The organism is Aerococcaceae bacterium DSM 111021 (genome assembly GCA_020112395.1).
In the GTDB taxonomy this organism is placed as follows: Bacteria; Bacillota; Bacilli; order Lactobacillales; family Aerococcaceae; genus Ruoffia.
Map to the genome: position 1 here is coordinate 1,033,271 of JACCEK010000001.1, position 22,417 is coordinate 1,055,687.

Here is a 22,417-nt window from a genome sequence, read left to right on the forward strand (position 1 = left end):
GCTTCCCGATATTTTTAGATTATAAATATATCTTTATTTTTCTTTTTGATAAATTAACGTGAACAATCTTCTCAATTACTTCTAAATCAATTTGCTTTATCTATTTATAAATATTTGATAATTGGTTGTTTTGATAGTTATTCTTATTACTAAATTTAATTAATTTTATACGTCATTAAAAATCTTCTCAAGTAGAGCTTAAGGAAGTGACAATGGTGAGGTACCGTAGTATCAGGACGACTGTGCGCACATAAAAGCGTAGGAGCGAATAGTGGTTACTCATGCTTTCACAAATCAATTCATTTGAATCAAAAAAAGCCATCTAAAATAGATGGCTGTTTACATATATTTAGTTTACTTGGTTAACCGGGTCTTTCAAACTTTGAACGTAATCAAACGCACCCTGTCCAGCGATACTTCCATCTCCAGCAGCTGTAACAATTTGACGAAGATGTTTTTGTCGAATATCTCCAACAGCGAATAAACCTGGAACAGTCGTTTCCATACGCTCGTTAGTTATAATCCAACCTTCATTATCCGTTACGCCTAAATTGTCTACAACATATGAATTCGGGATCAAGCCAACATAGACGAAGACACCATTCGTTGGTACCTCTTCAATTTTGTTCGTTTTTACGTTACGAACTGATACTGATTCTACACCGTGTTCACCTTTAATCTCTTCAACAACACTATCCCAAATAAAATCAACTTTAGGATTATTGAACGCGCGGTCTTGTAGAATTTGTTGGGCTCTTAATTGATCACGACGGTGAACAATTGTGACTTTATCAGCGAATTGAGTCAAGTAGTTTCCTTCCTCAACAGCCGAATCTCCACCCCCAACAACAATTAAATTACGGTTACGGAAGAAGAAACCGTCACACACGGCACAGTATGAAACACCTGAGCCGCTTAAACGCTCTTCTCCAGGAATACCTAACTCACGGTGATGTGCACCTGTAGCAATAATAACAGCTGGTGCGATATAGATTTTGTCTGTCGTGTGAACATACTTTGTTGTACCTGACACTTCAATATGAGTCACATCACCGTATAAGTGCTCAGCACCAAATTCCATCGCACTTTCAAAGAATTTCCCAGCCAATTCTGGTCCACCTATTTTAGTAAAACCAGGGTAGTTCTCTACATCGGCAGTATTTATTAATTCCCCACCTGGTGCACCTTTTTCAATCATAATTGTTTTTAAATTTGCACGTGATGCATATAATGCTGCAGTCATTCCACCAGGACCCGCACCAATTATAATGACATCTGCTTCAATACGTTCTTTTGTTATTTCTACCACTCACTCTAACCTCCTAGGTTCGTCTGTTTAGTATTGTATATCATAGGTCTTCAGCCCATGTATTTCAATTTATTTGCTCGTTAAGTTTTTTACTCTTATTTATCGAGAGATTCTTCTTGCTTGCCTTCTCGTAACATTAACGTTTTAATAGCCGCTTCAACTGATATATTCTTATCTTCATAGAGTGCTAAATAAAGCATCTCGGTAATTGGCATATCAATTCCGTGCTCTTGAGCTAATTGATAAGCAACCTTTACTGTCAGTACTCCCTCGACAACCATAAACATCTGCTCAGTTACTTCGTCCATAGTATAACCTTTAGCTATTAACGTTCCAGCTTGGAAGTTTCGTGAATGCGGACTGGTACACGTTACGATTAAATCACCCACGCCACTTAAGCCGATAAAGGTTAAAGGATCAGCACCTAAGGCAATTCCTAATCGCGATATCTCAGCCAAACCCCGAGTAATTAGAGCTGCTTTAGCGTTATCTCCATAACCTAAGCCAGAAATTATCCCCGCTCCTACAGCAATAATATTTTTTAACGCTCCGCCTAATTCAACTCCAACAACATCCGTATTTGTATAGACTCTAAAATAGCTGTTCATGAAGGCTTGTTGAACCTCTTTAGCAGAATTTAAATTATGGCTAGCTGCAGTCAATGTCGTAACATCTTTACGTGCTACTTCCTCAGCATGACTTGGGCCTGATAGAACAACGATATCTTGGTAGTTCGCTTCATCAAGGACATCTTCTAGCACTTCACTAATTCTTAATTGTGTATTCATCTCTAAGCCTTTAGATGCGTGAACGATGGTTGGTGTATAGTCTTGTTTACTAAGTAAAGGATTCAAATCTTGAGCCATATTTCTAATCGCATTCGTTGGTATCACTAGTAAAATCATTGATACATTATTGATCGCTTCAGATAAAATCGTTGTTGCGCTAATCATGGTTGGTAAAGTCACATTGGGTAAATACTTTTCATTCGAATGATTCTGATTAATTTCGTCTACAATCGTTTGGCTTCGCCCCCAAATGATAACATCATGATTGTTTTCGCTTAATACTTTCGCTAAAGCGGATCCCCAAGACCCCGTTCCAATAACAGCGATTTTCATTCTACTTCCTCATTTCTTAGAATCGGTAATCGATTATCTGTGTAAAAGGGTACATTTTCTTTCCCTTTTACGCGTGTCCAAAATACAATTCCTAAACCTACAAAGATTAATATAAGCGATAATATTTGAGACACTCTTAATGGTCCGATAAATAGACTGTCTGTTCGTAAACCTTCAATCCAGAAACGTCCTATTCCATACCAAATCATATAGAAAGCGACAAGCTCTCCTTGTTTAAATAGCTTTTTACGTGGTCTTAAGATTAATAAGATAACGAGTCCTACTAAGTTCCATAATGATTCATATAAGAAAGTTGGATGATAGTAAGTACCGTTAATATTCATCTGTTCAATGATAAAATTTGGTAAAGATAAATCTTCAAGAAACGATTTTGACACTGAGCCTCCATGAGCCTCTTGATTCATAAAGTTTCCCCAGCGACCGATTAATTGTCCAGCCATCAATGCTGGCACAGCAGTGTCAAAAACATCAATCACATTAATCTTATATTTTTGACACAGAATATAAATGGTCAATGCTCCACCAATAACTCCACCATAAATTGCCATACCACCTTCCCAAACTCGGAAAACACTTAATGGATCTGACAAGTAGGATTGTGATGAGAAGATAACGTAATAAATTCTTGCTCCAACTAGACCAAAAATGACTGTCCAAAATAATAAATCAAAGGAAGTATCCGAATCGATTCCTTTACGGCTAGCTTCGCGCGTGAATAAAATATAGCCGATTAATATAGCCAGTCCAATAATGACACCATACCATCGAACGGGCCACCCTAATATTTCAAAGGCAATCGGATCAATGGCTAATAAGTTCAGTAACATTCTATTACTCACCACGGTTCTGTTGGATTAAGTCACGCAATTTACTATTAAATGTTACTTTTGCATCATAACCCATTTGAGTGGCACGGAAATTCATCGCAGCTGACTCAACAATCGCCGCTAAGTTACGCCCGGTCTTCACTGGAATACGAATTGAAGGAACTTGTACTTCAAAAATTTGCTCATACTCTTTATCATAACCTAAACGATCATATTGCGTCTGACCATCATCTAACACTAAGTTAATGATTAACTCCAAACGTTTACTACGACGAATAGCTGATACTCCGTATAAGCTCATAACATCAATAATTCCTAGTCCACGAATTTCAATCATGTTTTGTAGAATATCTGGCGATTCTCCAACTAATGTTAATTCATCAATTTGATATAACTCGACACGATCATCAGCAATCAGACGATGCCCACGTTGAATTAATTCTAAACCAGTCTCAGATTTACCTACACCACTCGCTCCAACTAATAGAACACCCATTCCGAATACTTCTACAAATACACCGTGTTTAGATAAGCGTTCAGCTAATTTTCCTTCAAGGAAATTTGTGATGTTTGCTAACACACGACTTGTTTTTGATCGTGCAGATAAGATAGGGATACCTAATGAATCAGCAACTGGGATTAATTCCTCTGGTATATCAATCTCGCGTGAAACGACAATTGCTGGTGTTTCGTCCGTACACATTAACGAGAAGATATTAGATCTCTCTTCTGATGTTTTTTCGCTTAAAAAGGACATTTCAGTTCTACCAATTAATTGGATACGTTCGTGAGGATAGTATTCTTTATATCCTGTTAGAACAAGTCCAGGTCTTGATACTTCACTTGAATAGATTTTATTTACCTTATATTCCTCGCCGTATTCTAAATTGATATCCAGCGTGTCTACTAACTCTTGTACAGATACTGTATTAGTCATGACCTTTATTCCCCCTGTGATTTAACTTATTTACTCTTAAATGTTATCACACAACTCCTCAACAAGCACGAACCAAATAGCGAATCACTCTATTTAAATTTCGAAATAAAAAGCCTATATACGTTGATTTTCAACGTGTATAGGCTATGTTTAAGTTATTTAATTGTTATGTATTAGAAATCATCCCAACTGTCATCATTTTCTGGTGTAACATCTTTAGGTTTATTACTTGATGATTTTCTTTCTGGTCCGAATGGGTTTGATTTATTGCTTTGCCCACCTTTTACTTGAAAGTCATAAGGTAAGACTAAACCTAATACAATATACAACCAAAAGCCTGATGAGCCAGCCATTAATAATACAACGAAGATTACTCGAACAATTGTTGGGTCAATATTGAAGAATTCTGCTAATCCCCCACACACACCCATAATATGTTTATCTGTTGATGATTTAAATAATTTTTTTGCTTGATTTGACATTTTATATCCCTCCATATCATTAATGTCTAAATGTTTATTCTATTATAACTCTTTTTTACTGTCTTTTAAAAATATATCGCCCGACGTTGTGGTGATATTAACTAAAGCATTATTTGTTTCACCAGATACTATACGGTGATAATGTGCTTTATGTTTTGATGGATGTTCATCGATACTCTCAAGGTTAGACAGACGACTTTTCACTTCGCCGTTTGTTGTCTTACTATCAATTGTTAGATTGATTTGGCTTGGTAGTGATAATTTAACGTCACCACTCACAGTCTTTATCTTCACATTCGCATCATTCATATCTAATTTTGTTAAGTAGAAATCACTGTTCAATGTTTCAGCAGATAAGTTACGAATATAACCATTAACCCGCACATCACCATTTAAATCACTCACGACCAATGTATCAATCGGTGAATTTACGATATCAATATCGCCGTTCAATAAATCCAATGATACTTCGTGTGATGTCACTTCTTTTAAGTTCACATCGCCGTTTTTATCTTTGATTCGGATCTCATTACTTGTAAGTTTCCCTAAATTTACATCTCCATTTAACAAATTGATATGTAATTTGTCATAATCACGTTGTGGTATTTTAATTACGCCATCTAATGAAAATTTAGGTGATGTCACTTTTAATACAAAACGGTTATCAATGATACCAATCGTATTCACCGATTCAAAATGCTCTTTGGAAGTATCTTCGTGGTTACCGTGGAAACGGACATTTGCTTCAATGACAATATCTTCACCTTCGTAGCTCACTAAATCAACTGAACCATTATATAATTCGATATCTAATTGGTTAATCTCTTCAACTGAAAATACGAAATCATATTTTTGAGCAGTTGTTTTAATCCATGGTACTTGGAATGACACATTAATGTCTTTCAAATTGAAGTTTTCTAAGAACGTTTTAGACTGACCTGAGAAATATGATCCCCATTTCTTCCCTTCACGTGACGCTTCTTTACTAAAGTGTGTTGCTGCTTCTGTGAATTTCTCTGAGTGGTTATTGAAAAACTCCTTAAAATCTTGCTTGCTTGATGATTGAGTCCAACCTAAATCTTCTTTTTCGTTGATTAAGTTGTCGATTTCACCTTGTAAATCATCTAACTTATCTTGAATTTGGTCTTTCTTATCGTTTAATTTTTCTTTTTGCTCAACCATTTCTGGAGTTAAATCATCTAATTCTTCGAATATTTCGATTTCACGTAAACGTTGGTTACAAATAATTAACGCTTCATTGCGTTTATCAAATTCTTCATTCAATGCTTGAATTTCTTTATCAATTTCTACAAATCGAGCATGGTTGTGTTTTTGTTGTTCAACATCTTCATTGTTATCTTCTTCTCTAAATTCGGTCCAGTTTTCATAGTCACCTGGTTTTTCGGGTTCGTGATTGAAGTATCCTCCGACATTTTTTGCAATGTCTTTACTTTGATTAATAACATCTTCAAACACTTGGTTAAGTTTTGCTTCTGATGGTTTTTTAGCTTCTTCTGTCGCTTGAGTGGGTTCTTCGTTTATATTTGTTGTTGTCTTTGATGATGTATCGTTATTTGATGCTGCTTCTAATAGATCAAGTGCTTCTTCCATTGAAATAACATTTTGTTTAACTAATTCAATTATACGTTCTTTTTCATTCATATCATTTACCTCCAATGATTTTTATCTATTTGCTTCTCTACACCTATTATTATGCCATCATTTGTAAAGTTCTTCATAGGACTAGAGTCCTATCTTTATCTAGTGCTTTAGACTGATATAGATACTACTTAGAAGGCATCCCAATTATCATCATGTTCTTTTGGCGTTTCTTTATGATTATTCTTTACTTCATAATCGTTTGGTAATACACCTAATATAAGATAAATCCAGAGGCCAGAAGAACCAAATATGAATAAGAATACAAATATAATTCGGATTATCGATGAATCAATATTAATATATTCGGCTATGCCCCCACATATACCTAATATTTTCTTGTCTGTGGTTGATTTATACAATCGCTTAGGCTTGTTTGATATGGAAATTCCTCTTTTCTTTTTTGTTCTGTCTTACTATACTTATATTATGTCATCTTCTGTCATTCATTTCATTGGACCATAGCCTCATATTTACGAATATAACAAAAAAGCTAAAGACATCCGTTATAGATGTCCTTAGCTTTTCATAATACCTTTTTATTTAGTTAATCATACCGAAGACAACTGCCGCTAATGCTGCGCCTGCAATCGGTGCAAGAACTGGAATCCAAGAGTAACCCCAGTCCGAGTGACCTTTTTGTTTGATTGGTAAGATCGCATGAGCGATACGTGGACCTAAGTCACGCGCTGGGTTGATTGCATACCCTGTTGTACCACCTAATGAAAGACCGATACCAATAATTAAAATACCTACACAAATTGTTGATAAACCTGGTGCGATATCATATTGTGAGAAACTTAAGATACCAAACATTAATACAAACGTCCCAAGTAATTCACCAATAAAGTTAGAAACTGTATTGTAAATTTCTGGACCTGTAGCAAATGTTCCTAAAATTGCACCTTGATCTTCTGTAATATCATAATGCGGTTTGTACTGTACCCAAACTAAGATAGCACCTAAGAATGCTCCAAGCATTTGTGCAATTGTATAAGGCAACACTGAACTCCAAGGTGTGCTTCCTTCAATCGCAAAAGCAATTGTTACCGCAGGGTTTAAATGCGCTGGGCTCATGTAACCAGATGCAAATGCACCTAAAGTTACCGCAATCCCCCAACCAATCGTAATTGATAACCAACCGGCGCCATTACTTTTAGTTGATTTCAATAAGTTCCCTGCAACAATTCCATCACCTAATAAAACTAAAATCAATGTTCCAATAAATTCTCCAACTAATTCAATTCCCATTTGTTTCTCCTCTATTGTATCTATTTTTTATATTATTTTGCGTTTGCTTTTAATTCTCTTAAATCACTTTCAGCTAATACAGCATCTAAATGGTCTAGATGTGCTTGCTTCTCTTCTTCTGACCAGCCGTAGTATTTCGCCATTTCATTCGTAATTGGAAGTGTTAATTCGTCTAATGTTTCACGCATGAATAATAAGTGATTCGTTCTTCTTAAGAAGTAATCTACCGGTGTTAAGGCCATTTCTTCACGCATTGTATAATGTAATACAAGTGTGTCACGTAGGCTTAAACCTTCTGCTACTTCCAACTTGTTAATTAAGTTGAATACTCGAGGTGCATTTGATCCAAACACATTCGCAATATAGCGTGCATCACTCATATCTAATCCGCGTTTAACACCTAATTGTGCAAAAACTTCTAATTCTGAATCAACATTCGCTGGGTTCAATTCTCCACCTGATACTGGGTATGTTTTCGAATTAACTAAAGCGAATTGACGTTGGTAGTTCGTTGAAAGTGTCTCGATGATTTCTTTCATTGCTCCTTCAGCCATCTTACGGTAGTCGGTAATTTTCCCACCGGCTAAAGTAATTAAACCATTATCGTCGATATCTAGTGAACTTCCACGTGATACCGCAGATGGATCATCTGCTTTTTCAGATGTGCTTGTTTCAATTTGTCCAATGGCTGCTTCAACATCATCACGCGATGCTTCTTTGTTTAAGTAAGAACTCACTGCAGAAATTAAATTATCAAAACTATCTTCTGAGATCGATCCGTTATTTCCACCATTATAATCTGATGCTTTATTACCTGAAATTAAAGGACGTAATCCTGCCCAGCTACTTTCAACATCATGAATCGTAATATTCGTTTCTGGGAATCGGTTGTTAACAACACCTAATAAATAGTCCACATCTTCTTGTGTTACTGTTGGATGTGCTAAGTCACCAGTATAGTCTGTATCCGTTGTTCCAAAATACGTTTTATCCTCACGTGGAATAACAAAAACCATACGACCATCTCCAAGACCTGTATCAAAGTATGTTGGTTGTGGTACTTTAATTTTGCTATTATCTACAACTAAGTGAACCCCTTTAGTTGGGCGCATTTGTTCGATTTTGTCTTCAGACTTGTCTAAATTACGAACAAGGTCACTCCATGGACCACTTGTATTAATAACAACGCGTGCGTTAATCTCAAATGTTTTTCCAGATAACATATCTTTAGCAACAACACCTGTAATTTTTCCTTCTTCATCGTATAAAAACGATTCTGCTTTAACACGGCTAGCGATTAGCGCACCGTCTTGATTAGCTCGCTTGATGTTTTCGATAACTAAACGTGAATCGTTGTTGTTGTAATCTAAATATTGTCCAGCACCTAATAAACCTTCTGCTTTAATCTGTGGTTCGCGATCAAGTACTTCTTCTTTAGACAATGTCTTATTAGCTAGCGGTGTATTGCTTACACCAGCTAGTAAATCATATAAATCCATTGCGACTTTCAAGCGGAACATGTTGAATGTTGCATTTGGTTCATCATAAACTGGTAATAGCATTGGGTCTGCTTTAGGAATATGCGGCGCAATTTGTTGTACGACAGCACGTTCTTTAACTGTGTCTGATACGACCTCAACATCAAATTGTTTCAAGTAGCGAATTCCACCGTGAACAAGCTTCGTTGAACGACTACTCGTCCCTTCAGCGAAATCTTGCATCTCGATTAATCCAGTTTCTAAACCACTTGCAGCCGATTGAATCGCAACACCAGCACCAGTGATTCCTCCACCAATAATTAATAAATCAAGTGTACGATCTTGGAGTTTCTCAATGGCAAGTTGGCGTGTATCTTTAGAAAATCTCATCATAATTATTACTCTCCTTCTTCTAAGTCAAATGTGTCATCAGCTTCATCTTGTGCAAATACACGTGTTGCATGAACTGCTTTTTTCCAGCCTTTATACAATTGCTCTTTACGTGCATTGTTCATTGATGGTGTAAAGGTCTCTGCCGTTTCATTTAATTTCTTAATCTCATCTAAGTCTTTCCAGAAACCAACAGCTAGTCCAGCTAAGAAAGCTGCACCTAAAGCAGTTGTCTCTAAATTCTTCGCTCTAGCAATTTCAGTTCCGATAATATCTGATTGGAATTGCATTAAGTAGTTGTTCATTGCTGCTCCACCATCTACTTTTAATAAAGGAATCTTGATTCCTGTATCTAATTGCATTGTATCAATAACATCACGAACTTGGTAAGCAATTGATTGTAGCGTCGCTTTAACAAAGTCTTCTTTAGTTGTACCACGTGTTAAACCAAAAACTGATCCAGTCGCATTTGAATCCCAGTAAGGTGCTCCTAATCCAGTAAAGGCAGGCACAACATACACTTCATCATTATTATTTGAATTACGTGCTAATTCTTCTGATTCAGCTGAATCATTAAACATACGCATTCCATCGCGTAGCCATTGTACAGCACTTCCGGCAATGAAGATTGATCCTTCTAATGCATAATAGATTTTACCATTAATTCCGTAACCGATCGTAGTCAGTAAGTTATTCTGAGACAATTGGAATTCTTCCCCTGTGTTCATAATAATAAATGAACCCGTTCCATATGTATTTTTAACCATTCCCGGTTCAAATGCTAATTGCCCGAATAAAGCAGCTTGTTGGTCTCCGGCCATTCCACTGATTGGAACTTCTCCACCATAGAAATGGAAAGGTTTCGTTGTTCCATAAACTTCTGAATTTGATTTTACTTCTGGTAACATTTCGTGAGGGATGTTTAGTAATTCTAAAATTTCATCATCCCACTCTAAATCTTTAATATTGTATAACATTGTTCTAGATGCATTAGAATAGTCTGTCACGTGAGTTTCGCCATTTGTTAGCTTCCATACTAACCATGTATCAATCGTTCCAAATAATAATTCACCTTTTTCAGCACGCTCCTGAGCTCCTTCAACGTGATCTAGAATCCAACGGATTTTTGTTGCTGAGAAATATGCATCTACAACTAAACCAGTCTTTTGATGAATCATATCTGCGTGACCATCTTGCTTTAATTGATCAGCAATGTCAGCTGTTTGACGAGATTGCCATACAATTGCGTTGTAGATAGGTAAACCAGTCTTTTTATCCCATACAACAGTTGTTTCACGTTGATTTGTAATACCAATCGCACTAATTTCTGAAGGTTTTATACCGCTTTCAATAAATGCTCCAGCAATAACAGATTGAACTGAGTTCCAAATTTCATTGGCATTATGTTCAACCCAACCAGCTTTAGGGAAAATTTGAGTAAACTCTTTTTGGTAACTAGCTACTTTTCCACCTTGTTTGTTAATAATAATCGCTCGTGAACTCGTTGTTCCTTGATCAATCGATAAAATGTATTTTTCTTGCATCTTAATCCTCCTAAATATAATTCCAGCTATATGTTATAAGCAATAAAACTCAGTAATCGCTTTCTTTTGTGAATACATTGTATACTTTAAAACTGCTAAGTAACTATCGCATTTTTTTTAATTGTCTAAAAAAATGAGAGCGTTATAAAAAAATAAATAAGCACTAGCTTCATATAACAGAAACTAGTGCCTAATGAGTTAATCAATTTACTTCGTAAAGTAATTCATGAATGATCGCATCCAATTGTCTAATATCAAAGTGATTGGGTAATCCTTTTAAAAAATAATACGGCTCCGAATACTTTCTGTCGTAAACATTGGATACAATCAGATCAAACCTCTTTTTATTATTATATAATTCAACAATAACTAATCGATTTACTTCCAATCGCTGCCTCATGACAGAAAGAATGGGTAATTTCTCCGTTTCATCCCCAATTATGTCGAGACCAATAATCACAGTTTTAGGGGTCTGATATACGACATAAGACAATACTTCGGTTAAAGTCCATTGTGCTTTCTTATAAACATCTCCTAATTCGCTCTTTTGATAATGATAGATATTTTCAATTACATCATCAATGAGAGGTGTGGCTAAGTCAGCATTCTCAAGATTCATCCCATTCTTGATGAGCGATAAGTCCAAATTATAATCAAAAGACCGTTCAAGAATAAGGCCTTTATAGAAGTATAGTTGTCCCAGAACTTGGTTCAATGTATACATACCTTGTTCATTTAAGTTTTCCTGACGAGACACAGTCGATCGAATGTATTGCAATCCAGTCGTCGTTGCCTCGCTCACTGGTCCACCATAACCTAAACTTCTCTCCATAGCATAAGGTGGTAATATCGACATGGTTGTTAAAAACATAAACTGGCACATCGCTTCTTCTTCTTCACTTTCTAGTGCATAACGGCTTAAAAATAATAGTGTATTTTGTCGAACTTGTTGATAAAACCGATGCGAGTGATACGGCTTCATAAGTTCTTTTAAAGGTTCAAAATTTTTCTTTTTTACACTCATACGTTGACGCGTTATCCTCATCCATAATCCAAACTTTGCTTCATTATTAGCTAAAGTCTCATTCCCCCAATATTGATGGAAGGAATGAATAATTTGTTGAATTTGTTGCGATTGCGCTAATTTGGCCAATTCAGCTCTAGATTCCGCTAACCAGAAAAGTGTAAAGTAGAAGTAACGAATCTGATGCTCGGCTCCTCTTATTCGCCCACTTCGAATAACTAAATCAAATTCTTCCAATAATAAATTTAATGACACTAATTGACGGTGAAAGGTTGCTTCGCTAATCAGCAATTCTTGAGACAATTTCTGGACAGTATATTCTTCAACTTTGAACAAGTAAGTGAGTATTTGATACTTTAATGAATATGGTAAAAATAATTGCAAAATATCTTGCTTAGTTACATGATGCCCAAGATTTAACACTAAACGTTCATTTACTAGATGAATACTTAATGGAAAGTCGATTGATTCAGTTAATTCATTCAAATCTTCAACATACTTTAATAAAGTCACCTTCGATAAATCCGTTTGAACCATCGCATCTTTAAGTGCTAGATCATCAGTATGATTGATTAAAGTCTTGAGTAAAACCCATTGGCCCCGTTCTCTTTTCTCAAACAAATCTTCAAGTAACATCTAGCATCACCTCTTTCAGACGTTTTTGATAACTCTTTAAAGCCACTTCATATAAACATGCATTCACAGAAAATTCGCCATCATAATAAAGACGGTCTTGAAAAGCAAGTGCTTCATCAGTCATTTGCGTGTTGATAGAAATAGCAAGTAAGTCTGCAAGTGAAAGAATATCTCTGTCAGAATAAATTTGAGCACCTACGAGTTGACCCGTTTCTTTTTTTGTCATTATTTTGATGGATACCTTTGCGGATGCTTCTGTTGAAAAACTTTGTTCCAAAAATGTTGTCTGTATTGGATAGTATAACATCGCCTCTTGCTCGGTTAGCCCGACACTTGTCATATACAATCCAAACAGCTGACTTCCAACGACCCGCAATGATTGAGGTGCGGGAGTTGTTTTGCGGTATAAATTAATCGCAGCAACTTTCCCGCTTATATACGCATTATTAACAAACGGCAAATAGTAATCACTCTCCGTATATGCATATGGTACTCGAATTAAATCTCCTACAGCAAAAACATCAGGCTGACTCGTTTCTAGATATGGATCCACAATGATGGTTTTGTCTAAATGACATTCAACAAAGCTTTCTACTAATCTTGTATTTGGACGAAAGTTGACTGCCAACATAACATTGTCAGTTATTAATTCTAAGTCTTGAGACAAACCGACTTTCAACTGTCCTTCGAACGGTTGAATATTTTTAACATAACGACCTTTGTGCAACTCAATCCCACTTTGAAGCATACGCTCTTCCAATTGCTGGGTCATATCTGAGTCAAAATATTTGAACGCTAAACTATCAAATGCCTCCACTAATGTGACTTTTTTATTCGCTTTAGTTAATGCTTCGGCTGCTTCCAGTCCAATTTGTCCCCCACCAGCAATTAGAATCCGCTCTGACTTCTCAACTTTCTTCAAAGTATTGATACTCGCTTCTAATGTTTTTGTTGTCAGAACTTGCTTGTGGTTTGAGCCCGAGATACGTTCTGAAGCAGAACTTGAGCCCATTGCTAAAATAAGCCTGTCATACTGATATATCTCTTCAATTGTGCCAGATTTAACTGAAAGGGTCTTCGCCATTGAATGGATATCTGTCACTTCTTTATTCAGTAATAGTTCCACTCCGCTTTCTTTCAGTGTGTCTTCATTGATAAAGGTCTTTTCAGATAATTCATTAATTTGTTGTTTTAGTAACATATTCAAACTACTTGGAATATGCCCAATCGTTGATTCTTTTTCAATAAGCAAAATATGTTTGTTTGGATATAATTGCTTTGCCATTAGTGCACATGATATTCCTGCGAATGATGAGCCAATAATTATTATTTCCGAGTGCTTCAAATCATACAACCCCTTTTATATATAAACCGTTTACAAACTATCCGTTACTCATAGTATACCAAAGCGACTAACTTCAGTCACTTAACCGGAAAAAGGTATTACTGAGTAAATAAAGTTTACAAGCGCATAATCACGTGTCTGCGGAGCATTCCAATATGCTTTAAGAGATTCAATCATTTAATTAGTAAATCAATTCAACTTTAAATTGTATTAAAATACTAGATATAAAATTTATAAAAAATGTCGCAGCTTATGAAAGTGAGTATGAGGAGGTACTGTAATATCAGCCAACTGTGAGTATATGAAATATTAGGAACGAACAGCGACGTATGGTTTCAGTAACATATCGAGAAGCAAGCACAATCCCTTGGCGACAGCCAATGTGATTAGCTGAAAGCATTCCACTACAGTTACCTAAACGGTCTCGCTGGAACAAGCGCTTTATCTCGCTATTTTAAACGAAAAAAGCCTTGTATGTTAAGGTACAAGGCTCATTCGATCTATGATTATTTATTGCTATTCAATAAGTCTTTCAAGTATGTCCCAGTGAAACTACCTTTAACTTTAGCGACTTCTTCAGGTGTACCCGTAGCAATGACCTCACCACCACGAATTCCACCTTCTGGTCCCATGTCAATAATATAATCTGCTGTCTTAATGACATCCAGATTATGTTCAATAACTACTACAGTATTACCTGCGTCTACTAAACGATTTAGTACGATTAGTAATTTCTTGATATCATGGGCATGAAGTCCCGTTGTCGGCTCATCTAAGATATAGAATGTATCGCCAGTTGATACTCGCTGTAATTCAGCAGCAAGCTTCATGCGTTGCGCTTCACCACCAGATAAGGTAGTTGCTGATTGCCCTAAACGGACATAACCTAAACCTACATCAACTAAGGTTTGAATTTTACGTTTAATTTTTGGAATAGCATCAAAATATACTAACGCTTCATCAATCGTCATGTCTAAAACATCAGAAATTGATTTACCTTTATATTTGATTTCAAGGGTTTCAGAATTATATCGCGTTCCATTACACACTTCACACGGAACATACACATCAGGTAAGAAGTGCATTTCAATTTGTTTAATTCCGCCACCTTTACATGCTTCACATCGGCCACCTTTGACGTTAAAACTGAATCGACCTTTGTCATATCCGCGAATTTTCGCTTCGTTTGTTTGAGCAAATAACCCTCTGATATCATCAAAGACACTTGTATAGGTTGCTGGGTTACTACGAGGTGTACGCCCGATTGGACTTTGGTCGATATCAATCACCTTTTCAAGCCCTTCAAAACCTTCAATCGATTTGAATTTACCCGCTTTTTCTTTTGTACTTGTTAAGCGTTTAGCCAAGGCAATTTTTACAATTCGATTCACTAAACTACTTTTACCTGAACCCGAAACACCTGTTACACACGTAAAGCGACCGATTGGGAAAGAAGCGTCAACATTTTGTAGATTATTCTCCTCTGCACCTTTAACAGTCACCCATCCTAAATCGTCATTTCGACGTGTTTTAGGTACTTCAATTCTTTCCTTGCCAGATAAGTACTTACCTGTTAATGAGTTTTCATCTTCTTTTACTTCATCAGGCGTTCCAATCGAGACAATCTGTCCACCTAGCTCACCAGCACCTGGACCGATATCAATTAAATAATCAGCAGCCATCATTGTTTCTTCATCATGTTCTACAACAACAAGTGTATTACCTAAATCACGCATACGTTGTAAAGACTGGATAAGACGAGCATTATCGCGTTGGTGTAACCCAATTGATGGCTCATCCAAAATATATAAGACTCCACTTAAGTTTGATCCAATTTGAGTCGCGAGACGAATACGTTGCGATTCCCCCCCTGAAAGTGATCCAGCAACACGACTCATTGTTAAATAATCCAACCCAACTTCATTTAAGAAAGTTAGTCGATCATCGATTTCTTTAATTATCGGATTCGCAATCATTGTATTAGATACTGAAAATTTAACACCTTCAAAATGTTTCTTCGCGTCTCCAATAGACATATCAGTAACTTCTGAAATGTTTTTTTCCGCCACTCTTACTGATAATGCTTCTTCATTTAACCTTGCACCTTTACATGTTGGACAAGTTAACTCGTGCATGTATTCACGCATCACATCACGTGTATAGTCTGAATTTGTATCATTATAACGTCTTTGTACGTTGTTATAAATACCTTCAAAGATATTATCAGTGGTTTTTGTTTCTCCGCGCATTGTTTGGAATGTAAATGAAAATTTTGCATCAGGAGAACCATATTTTAATACGTCTTGTTGTTCTGTCTTCAGATCCTTGTAAGGAATATCCGTTGGAATATTATGCTGCTTGGCAAACTGGTCCAACATAGACGGATAATAGTTTGAACTAATTGGATTCCAAGGTGCAAACACACCCTCTTCAATAGTTAAATTGTCATCTGGAATCACTAATTCCTCATCAACTGTTAAACGAGATCCTAATCCATCACAACTTGGGCAAGCACCAAACGGTGCATTAAATGAAAACAATCTTGGTTCCAATTGATCAATTGAAAAGTCACAAAATGGACAAGCAAAGTGCTCGTTGAAATACATTTCTTCTTCTCCAATTACATCAATAACCATGTAACCCTCAGAGAAAATTAGTGCTTGTTCAACAGAATCAAAGAGACGTGATCTTACGCCTTCTTTAATCGCAATTCGATCAACGACTACTTCGATAGTATGTTTTAAATTTTTTTCTAATTCAGGCACTTCGGCTACATCATAGATTTCACCGTCAACGCGCACACGAACATATCCATCTTTACTAATTTTTTGAAGTAGCTTTTTATGCTGTCCGCGTTTACCTCGTACAGCTGGGGATAGTATTTGAATACGCGTTTTCTCTGGTAATTCTAGAATACGATCTACCATCTGTTCGGGACTTTGACGTTCAATCGGAATATTATGATTAGGACAATAAGGTGTCCCTACGCGTGCATAAAGTAAACGTAAGTAATCATTTATTTCAGTTGCTGTTCCTACTGTCGAACGAGGATTTTTACTCGTTGTTTTTTGGTCAATAGAAATAGCGGGGCTCAAACCTTCGATTGAATCTACATCTGGCTTATCCATCTGCCCCAGGAATTGTCGGGCATATGCAGACAGACTTTCTACATATCTTCTTTGGCCTTCAGCATATAAGGTATCGAAAGCAAGTGAGCTTTTTCCTGAACCTGACAAACCTGTCATTACTACTAATTTATCACGAGGAATTTCTACATCGATATTTTTTAAGTTATGTGTTCTTGCGCCTTTTACAATTATTTTATTTTGAGCCATATATAACTTTCTCTCCTCAATAAGTTTGTATTTATCACGAATTAGTATAACACAAAAATCAAACATTTGTTCGTAAAAAGCTTTTTCAACGAAAAAAAACACACCTCAAGTGAGGTGTGTTTAAAATTTATCATGATGGTTTGAAGATTATTGTGCAGCTTCTTCCCATTCAGTAATTTCACCTAAGAAAATTGAACGAATTGTATCTAATGATAAGTCTTCTACTGTACTTTCAGTATTAACTACAACAGCAATTCCATCTAAAGCGATGTTAGCTTGGTTTAATTCTCCAGCTTCTTCTTCTGTTAATTCACGTGAAGACATACCTAAGTCTGCAGCTCCACCAATCGCTGCTTCCATACCAGCAGACGAACCATTTGATGTGATGTTAACAGTTACATCTGGGTTTAATGCCATGTACTCTTCAGCTAACACTTCAATAACTGGTGTTACTGAAGTTGAGCCTACAATTTCAATAGATCCTTCTAGGCCAGCAGCTTCATATGAAGGTAATGATGCAACTACAGAGTCAGATGCTTCTTCAGATGACTCTTCTTCTGTTGTTTCTTCTTCTGTTGATTCTTCCTCTGTTGTTTCTTCTTCTGAAGCTGCTTCCTCAGCACCAGCAGACTCTTCGCCTTCAGCTGGCTCTTCTGTTGTTTCTTCAGTTGCTGATTCTTCTTCTGTTGTTTCTTCTGAAGCTGCTTCTTCACCTTCGGCAGATGCAGATGCATCTACTGCGATGTATCCTTCTTCTTCAACAATTGTTTGCCCTTCTTGCGAGTGGATGAATGTTAAGAAGTCAGCAGTAACATCTGATTGCTCTTCTCCCCATGCCACAACAAACGGACGAGCGATTGGGTAATCACCTGAGTTAATTGCTTCTGGAGTAGCTTCTGCTCCATCAACAGTAACAGCTTTAACTGTGTCATCTAATGAACCTAATGAAATATAACCGATTGAATTAGGGTCTCCAGCAACAGTTTGGATAACTCCGTTTGTACCGTTTTGGATAACAGCAGAAGTAGTTGTCATGTCATCGTCGTTTTCGTCTACAACGCCAACGATTTCAACAAATGCTCCACGTGTTCCTGATCCGTCCTCACGAGAAACAACGTTAATCATGCCCTCTTGTGCGAATGCTGGTACAACTGATGATAATACTAATCCTGCAGTTGCTAATAATGGTAAAGCCTTTAATGATTTTTTCATTAATGTACATCTCCTTTTGGTTTCTAAATGTTTTCAACGACATCTAATCACTCGTCTGATGGTCAAACCCATCAGTACATAATTTATTATAACAAGTGATTGTAAATTTTATGTAAATCTATTGTAAATTTAATGTTAAGACGTATGTTTTTTCTTAATGTTTTCTTAAGTATAAATAAAATCCCACATTCCATCGAACAATGCTCGACGAAATGTGAGATTAGTTTCTTATTAATTTAACTCCACGATATCTCCAGAGTTAAGGTATACAATACGCTCACAAATATTTGTGACATAATCACCAATACGTTCTAAATTATTAGCAACTCCGATATAATTTATTCCGCCGATAATCACTTCTGCATCACTCTCCATACTGCGAGAAGCGATTCCATAAATTTGTTGTTGGAACTCATCTAATTCACTATCACGTTCAGCAATTTTACGTGCTTGTTTTACATCACCGTTTACAAAAGCTTGAATAACGTCTGTAATCATCTCTTGAGTAATTTCACCCATTTGCTTAACAATATCATCTAGGCGTTCAATTTTTTCTTCGTCCGGATTACGTCGTATAACTGTTCGGGCGATAGATGTTGCATGGTCAGCGATACGCTCAACATCAGAGTTTGCTGAAAACACTGTAAAGATTTTTCTCAAGTCTCCCGTAACTGGTTGTTGTAACACAATTAAACGGTAAGCATCTCTTTCAATCTCAACACTTAGGGCGTTAATTCTTAAGTCATCTGTGATAACTTCGTGTGCTAATTCATTATCATCCTCCTCAAAAGCTTTCATTGCCTTATGTAATGATTCATTAGCAGAATTACTTAACATAATCAATTTATCTAAAAATTTCTCTAGTTCTTCCTGAAATGCTTCTCTCACTTTTTTTCCTCCTAGAAAATATAAGTTTTATATTAAATAATATTATCCAAAACGACCTGAAATATAGTCATCAGTACGTTGGTCTAATGGATTAGTGAAAATTGTTTCTGTGTCGTTAAACTCAATGACTTCTCCAGTTAAAAAGAATGCTGTTTTGTCTGAAATACGTGCAGCTTGTTGCATATTGTGTGTAACAATAACTACCGTATATTTTTGTTTTAATTCAGCAATTAACTCTTCAATTTTACCTGTAGAGATTGGGTCAAGTGCCGAAGTTGGCTCATCCATTAGTAATACTTCTGGATCATTTGCAATTGCGCGTGCAATACAAATACGTTGTTGTTGACCACCTGAAATTGCTGTAGCATTTTTGTCTAATTTGTCTTTAACTTCATCCCAAATTGCTGCGTCTCGTAAACTTTCTTCAACAATTTGATCAAGCTGTGTTTTATCTTTAATACCATGTGTTCTTGGTCCATAAGCTATGTTATCATAAATACTTTTTGGGAATGGATTTGGATGTTGAAAAACCATCCCAACCTTTTTTCGTAAAATATTTGCGTCATAACCTTTTTCATAAATGTCTTGACCATCCAAAGCGATTAAACCATCCACACGAGCGTATGATACTAAGTCTTGCATACGATTTAAAGTTTTGATAAATGTTGATTTACCACACCCTGATGGTCCGATAAATGCAGTAACTACCTTTTCTTTAATGTCCATGTTGATATTTTTTAAAGCTTGAAAGTCTCCATAATAGAAGTCTAAATCTTTAATTTGAAATTTAGTATTGTTAGTCATGTTTTTTTATTTCCCTCCAGCGCCTAGTCGTTTACCAACTAAGTTTGATAAACCGTTAATGAATAGAACAATTAATATGAGTACCGATGCGACAGCGTATGACTCATCAACATGGAATCCTTCTTGAGATAACATATACATGTGAACTGCAAGAGTACGTCCTGAATCTCCTAATGATGATAACATACTTGTAGATGATCCTAAGGTATAAATAAACGCTGCTGACTCACCAACGATACGTCCAATTGCCAAGATAATCCCAGATAGAATACCAGGCATTGCAACCGGTAGAACAACTGTAAAAATTGTTCTTAATCTTCCAGCTCCTAACCCATAACTACCCATTCTTAAAGAATCGTTAACAGAACGCAAAGCTTCTTCAGTTGATGAGATTATAATTGGAAGAATCATAATCGTCACCGTTAAAATACCAGCTAAGTGAGAATATCCCCAACCAAACTGATAAACGAATAATAACATACCGAATAGTCCGTAAACAATCGACGGAACTGCGGCTAGAGTATCAGTCGCTAAACGAATGATAGGTAAAAACTTATTTTTTTGATCTGCATATTCTACTAAGTAAAACCCAGTAAATATACCAACTGGTCCAGCGATTAATAATGACAGTCCAATTATAGTTAATGTCGAAATAATTGAAGGCATCATTGATACGTTACTTGTAGTGTAATCCCATTCGAACATTGACAGTGTTAAATGTGGAAGTCCATTAAAAAAGATATATCCAACAATAAACAATAGCATTCCCAATGTGAAAAGTCCCGCAGACCAAACTAAAATTTTAACTAAGCTTATTCCTTTACTCATTAGTTTTTACCTCCTCTGTTTTTTACAAACATGAAAGTAGTATTTAAAATAATAATAAAGATAAATAATACTACAGCAGTAGCAATAAGTGCTTCTCTATGTCGACCACTTGCGTATCCCATCTCTAAAACAATGTTAGTTGTTAAAGTACGTACACCTTGGTTTAAAGCCCTTGGAACAGCTGGTTGGTTACCTGTTACTAAGATAACGGCCATTGTCTCACCAATTGCACGACCAATTCCTAAGATAATCGCAGAAAAGATACCTGATTTTGCAGCAGGTAATATAACTCTCATAACCGAACGATCATGATCTGCTCCTAATCCTACACTGGCAGAGTAATATTCTTTCGGTACTGCTCGTAATGACGCTTCTGATAATCCTATGATTGTTGGTAAAATCATAATACCTAATAATGCAGATGCGGTTACGATATTCATACCTGTTCCACCCATTAAATCTCGGAAGAATGGTACAAATAGTCTTAAAGCAAAATAACCATATACTATAGATGGAATAGATGCCATCAAGTTGATTGCTGGTTTTGCAAATTTATATAACCAGTTTGGACAATAGAATGCCATGAAAATTGACGTTAGTACACCAATCGGTACCCCGATGATGATAGCTCCCGCTGTAACAACAAGCGAGCCCACAATCATTGGTAAAATACCAAATGATGGGTTAGAAGCAGTTGGACGCCATACATCATTAAAAATGAAGTCTCCAATTCCTTCTTCTATAATAAAAGGTACTCCACCTTCAAATATAAAGTAAAAAATTAAAGCAATCGATAGAATCGATAATGACGCACATAAAATGAAAACATATTTCATAAATGTTTCAGTAAAATTTGACTGCATACAGAATCTCCTTTAAAAAATTAAATACATTACGCTTGAATTCGATAAAACGATACTTGCTTATCTATTTTACAACTCAATTGTAAATTTTGTGTAAATTTTGTGTAAATTTTTATGAAGCGTTTTATTAAGGTAATCGTAAAGATCGTGATGGGGCTAAGTTGCTACAAGAAAAAACAATATATTTTTTGAATCATTGTTACAATTGGATTACATAGGATAATTATTATATATATATCTACACGCATAAAAATAATTCACTTTGATATAAAAAATCTATATAGTTCTAGTGTCAATTTCGGCTTTTTTATGAAGATATTTAACGTTTGTTACAGGTTTATTACAACCAATTGTAAAGATATTCCTTATTTTAATTCTTTTTGAACCATTAGAGACCATCCATATATTTTTACAAAAAAATGGTATCATGAGAAAAACATTTTTTGTTTATTCGCATAACACC

Annotated in this window: 18 protein-coding genes; all 18 read right to left on the bottom strand. The window is 36.0% G+C overall.

Translation table 11 applies throughout. From position 1 onward, the window contains the following. Positions 1–349: 349 nt before the first annotated feature. The 18 genes from trxB to pstC all read right to left on the bottom strand — a co-directional run bounded on the left by trxB (position 350) and on the right by pstC (position 21,954). A complete protein-coding gene (trxB, locus tag HYQ40_04770) occupies positions 350–1,300 on the bottom strand; it encodes a thioredoxin-disulfide reductase (protein ID MBZ6527081.1) in 951 nt (316 codons plus the stop codon). Positions 1,301–1,404: 104 nt separating this feature from the next. Then, positions 1,405–2,430: an NAD(P)H-dependent glycerol-3-phosphate dehydrogenase gene (locus HYQ40_04775; GenBank protein ID MBZ6527082.1), complete on the bottom strand. Its 1,026-nt coding sequence runs from the start codon at positions 2,428–2,430 to the stop codon at positions 1,405–1,407. After that, positions 2,427–3,278 (bottom strand): prolipoprotein diacylglyceryl transferase, encoded by an 852-nt coding sequence (locus tag HYQ40_04780; GenBank protein ID MBZ6527083.1) that lies wholly within the window; start codon positions 3,276–3,278, stop codon positions 2,427–2,429. The genes HYQ40_04775 and HYQ40_04780 overlap by 4 nt, the downstream gene beginning before the upstream one ends. A 4-nt stretch (positions 3,279–3,282) precedes the next feature. Continuing rightward, on the bottom strand, positions 3,283–4,215 hold the full coding sequence (locus HYQ40_04785; protein ID MBZ6527084.1) for an HPr kinase/phosphorylase: 933 nt from the start codon (positions 4,213–4,215) through the stop codon (positions 3,283–3,285). Between the two features lie 173 nt (positions 4,216–4,388). Then, positions 4,389–4,697 (bottom strand): PspC domain-containing protein, encoded by a 309-nt coding sequence (locus HYQ40_04790; GenBank protein ID MBZ6527085.1) that lies wholly within the window; start codon positions 4,695–4,697, stop codon positions 4,389–4,391. Between the two features lie 42 nt (positions 4,698–4,739). Further along, positions 4,740–6,359, bottom strand: a complete 1,620-nt coding sequence (locus HYQ40_04795) for a DUF4097 family beta strand repeat protein (GenBank protein ID MBZ6527086.1) — start codon at positions 6,357–6,359, stop codon at positions 4,740–4,742. Positions 6,360–6,487: 128 nt separating this feature from the next. Beyond that, positions 6,488–6,739 carry a PspC domain-containing protein gene (locus HYQ40_04800; protein ID MBZ6527087.1) on the bottom strand — a complete coding sequence of 84 codons (252 nt, stop codon included), beginning with the start codon at positions 6,737–6,739 and terminating at the stop codon, positions 6,488–6,490. Between the two features lie 160 nt (positions 6,740–6,899). Further along, positions 6,900–7,607, bottom strand: a complete 708-nt coding sequence (locus HYQ40_04805) for an aquaporin family protein (protein MBZ6527088.1) — start codon at positions 7,605–7,607, stop codon at positions 6,900–6,902. Positions 7,608–7,639: 32 nt separating this feature from the next. Beyond that, positions 7,640–9,475 carry a type 1 glycerol-3-phosphate oxidase gene (gene glpO / locus HYQ40_04810; protein MBZ6527089.1) on the bottom strand — a complete coding sequence of 612 codons (1,836 nt, stop codon included), beginning with the start codon at positions 9,473–9,475 and terminating at the stop codon, positions 7,640–7,642. Positions 9,476–9,483: 8 nt separating this feature from the next. Continuing rightward, a complete protein-coding gene (gene glpK / locus HYQ40_04815) occupies positions 9,484–11,019 on the bottom strand; it encodes a glycerol kinase GlpK (protein MBZ6527090.1) in 1,536 nt (511 codons plus the stop codon). Between the two features lie 202 nt (positions 11,020–11,221). Then, complete coding sequence (locus HYQ40_04820; GenBank protein ID MBZ6527091.1) at positions 11,222–12,679, bottom strand: helix-turn-helix domain-containing protein; 1,458 nt, start codon at positions 12,677–12,679, stop codon at positions 11,222–11,224. Beyond that, positions 12,669–14,024, bottom strand: a complete 1,356-nt coding sequence (locus HYQ40_04825) for an NAD(P)/FAD-dependent oxidoreductase (GenBank protein ID MBZ6527092.1) — start codon at positions 14,022–14,024, stop codon at positions 12,669–12,671. The genes HYQ40_04820 and HYQ40_04825 overlap by 11 nt, the downstream gene beginning before the upstream one ends. Positions 14,025–14,530: 506 nt before the next feature. Beyond that, positions 14,531–17,359 (bottom strand): excinuclease ABC subunit UvrA, encoded by a 2,829-nt coding sequence (gene uvrA, locus HYQ40_04830; GenBank protein ID MBZ6527093.1) that lies wholly within the window; start codon positions 17,357–17,359, stop codon positions 14,531–14,533. Positions 17,360–17,506: 147 nt separating this feature from the next. Then, positions 17,507–18,571: an extracellular solute-binding protein gene (locus tag HYQ40_04835; protein MBZ6527094.1), complete on the bottom strand. Its 1,065-nt coding sequence runs from the start codon at positions 18,569–18,571 to the stop codon at positions 17,507–17,509. A 231-nt stretch (positions 18,572–18,802) separates the two neighbouring features. Continuing rightward, positions 18,803–19,459, bottom strand: a complete 657-nt coding sequence (gene phoU, locus HYQ40_04840) for a phosphate signaling complex protein PhoU (protein ID MBZ6527095.1) — start codon at positions 19,457–19,459, stop codon at positions 18,803–18,805. Positions 19,460–19,501: 42 nt separating this feature from the next. Beyond that, positions 19,502–20,263 (bottom strand): phosphate ABC transporter ATP-binding protein, encoded by a 762-nt coding sequence (gene pstB / locus HYQ40_04845; protein ID MBZ6527096.1) that lies wholly within the window; start codon positions 20,261–20,263, stop codon positions 19,502–19,504. A 6-nt stretch (positions 20,264–20,269) separates the two neighbouring features. Continuing rightward, positions 20,270–21,091: a phosphate ABC transporter permease PstA gene (gene pstA / locus HYQ40_04850; protein ID MBZ6527097.1), complete on the bottom strand. Its 822-nt coding sequence runs from the start codon at positions 21,089–21,091 to the stop codon at positions 20,270–20,272. Continuing rightward, positions 21,091–21,954 carry a phosphate ABC transporter permease subunit PstC gene (gene pstC, locus HYQ40_04855; protein MBZ6527098.1) on the bottom strand — a complete coding sequence of 288 codons (864 nt, stop codon included), beginning with the start codon at positions 21,952–21,954 and terminating at the stop codon, positions 21,091–21,093. The genes pstA and pstC overlap by 1 nt, the downstream gene beginning before the upstream one ends. Positions 21,955–22,417 lie beyond the last annotated feature (463 nt).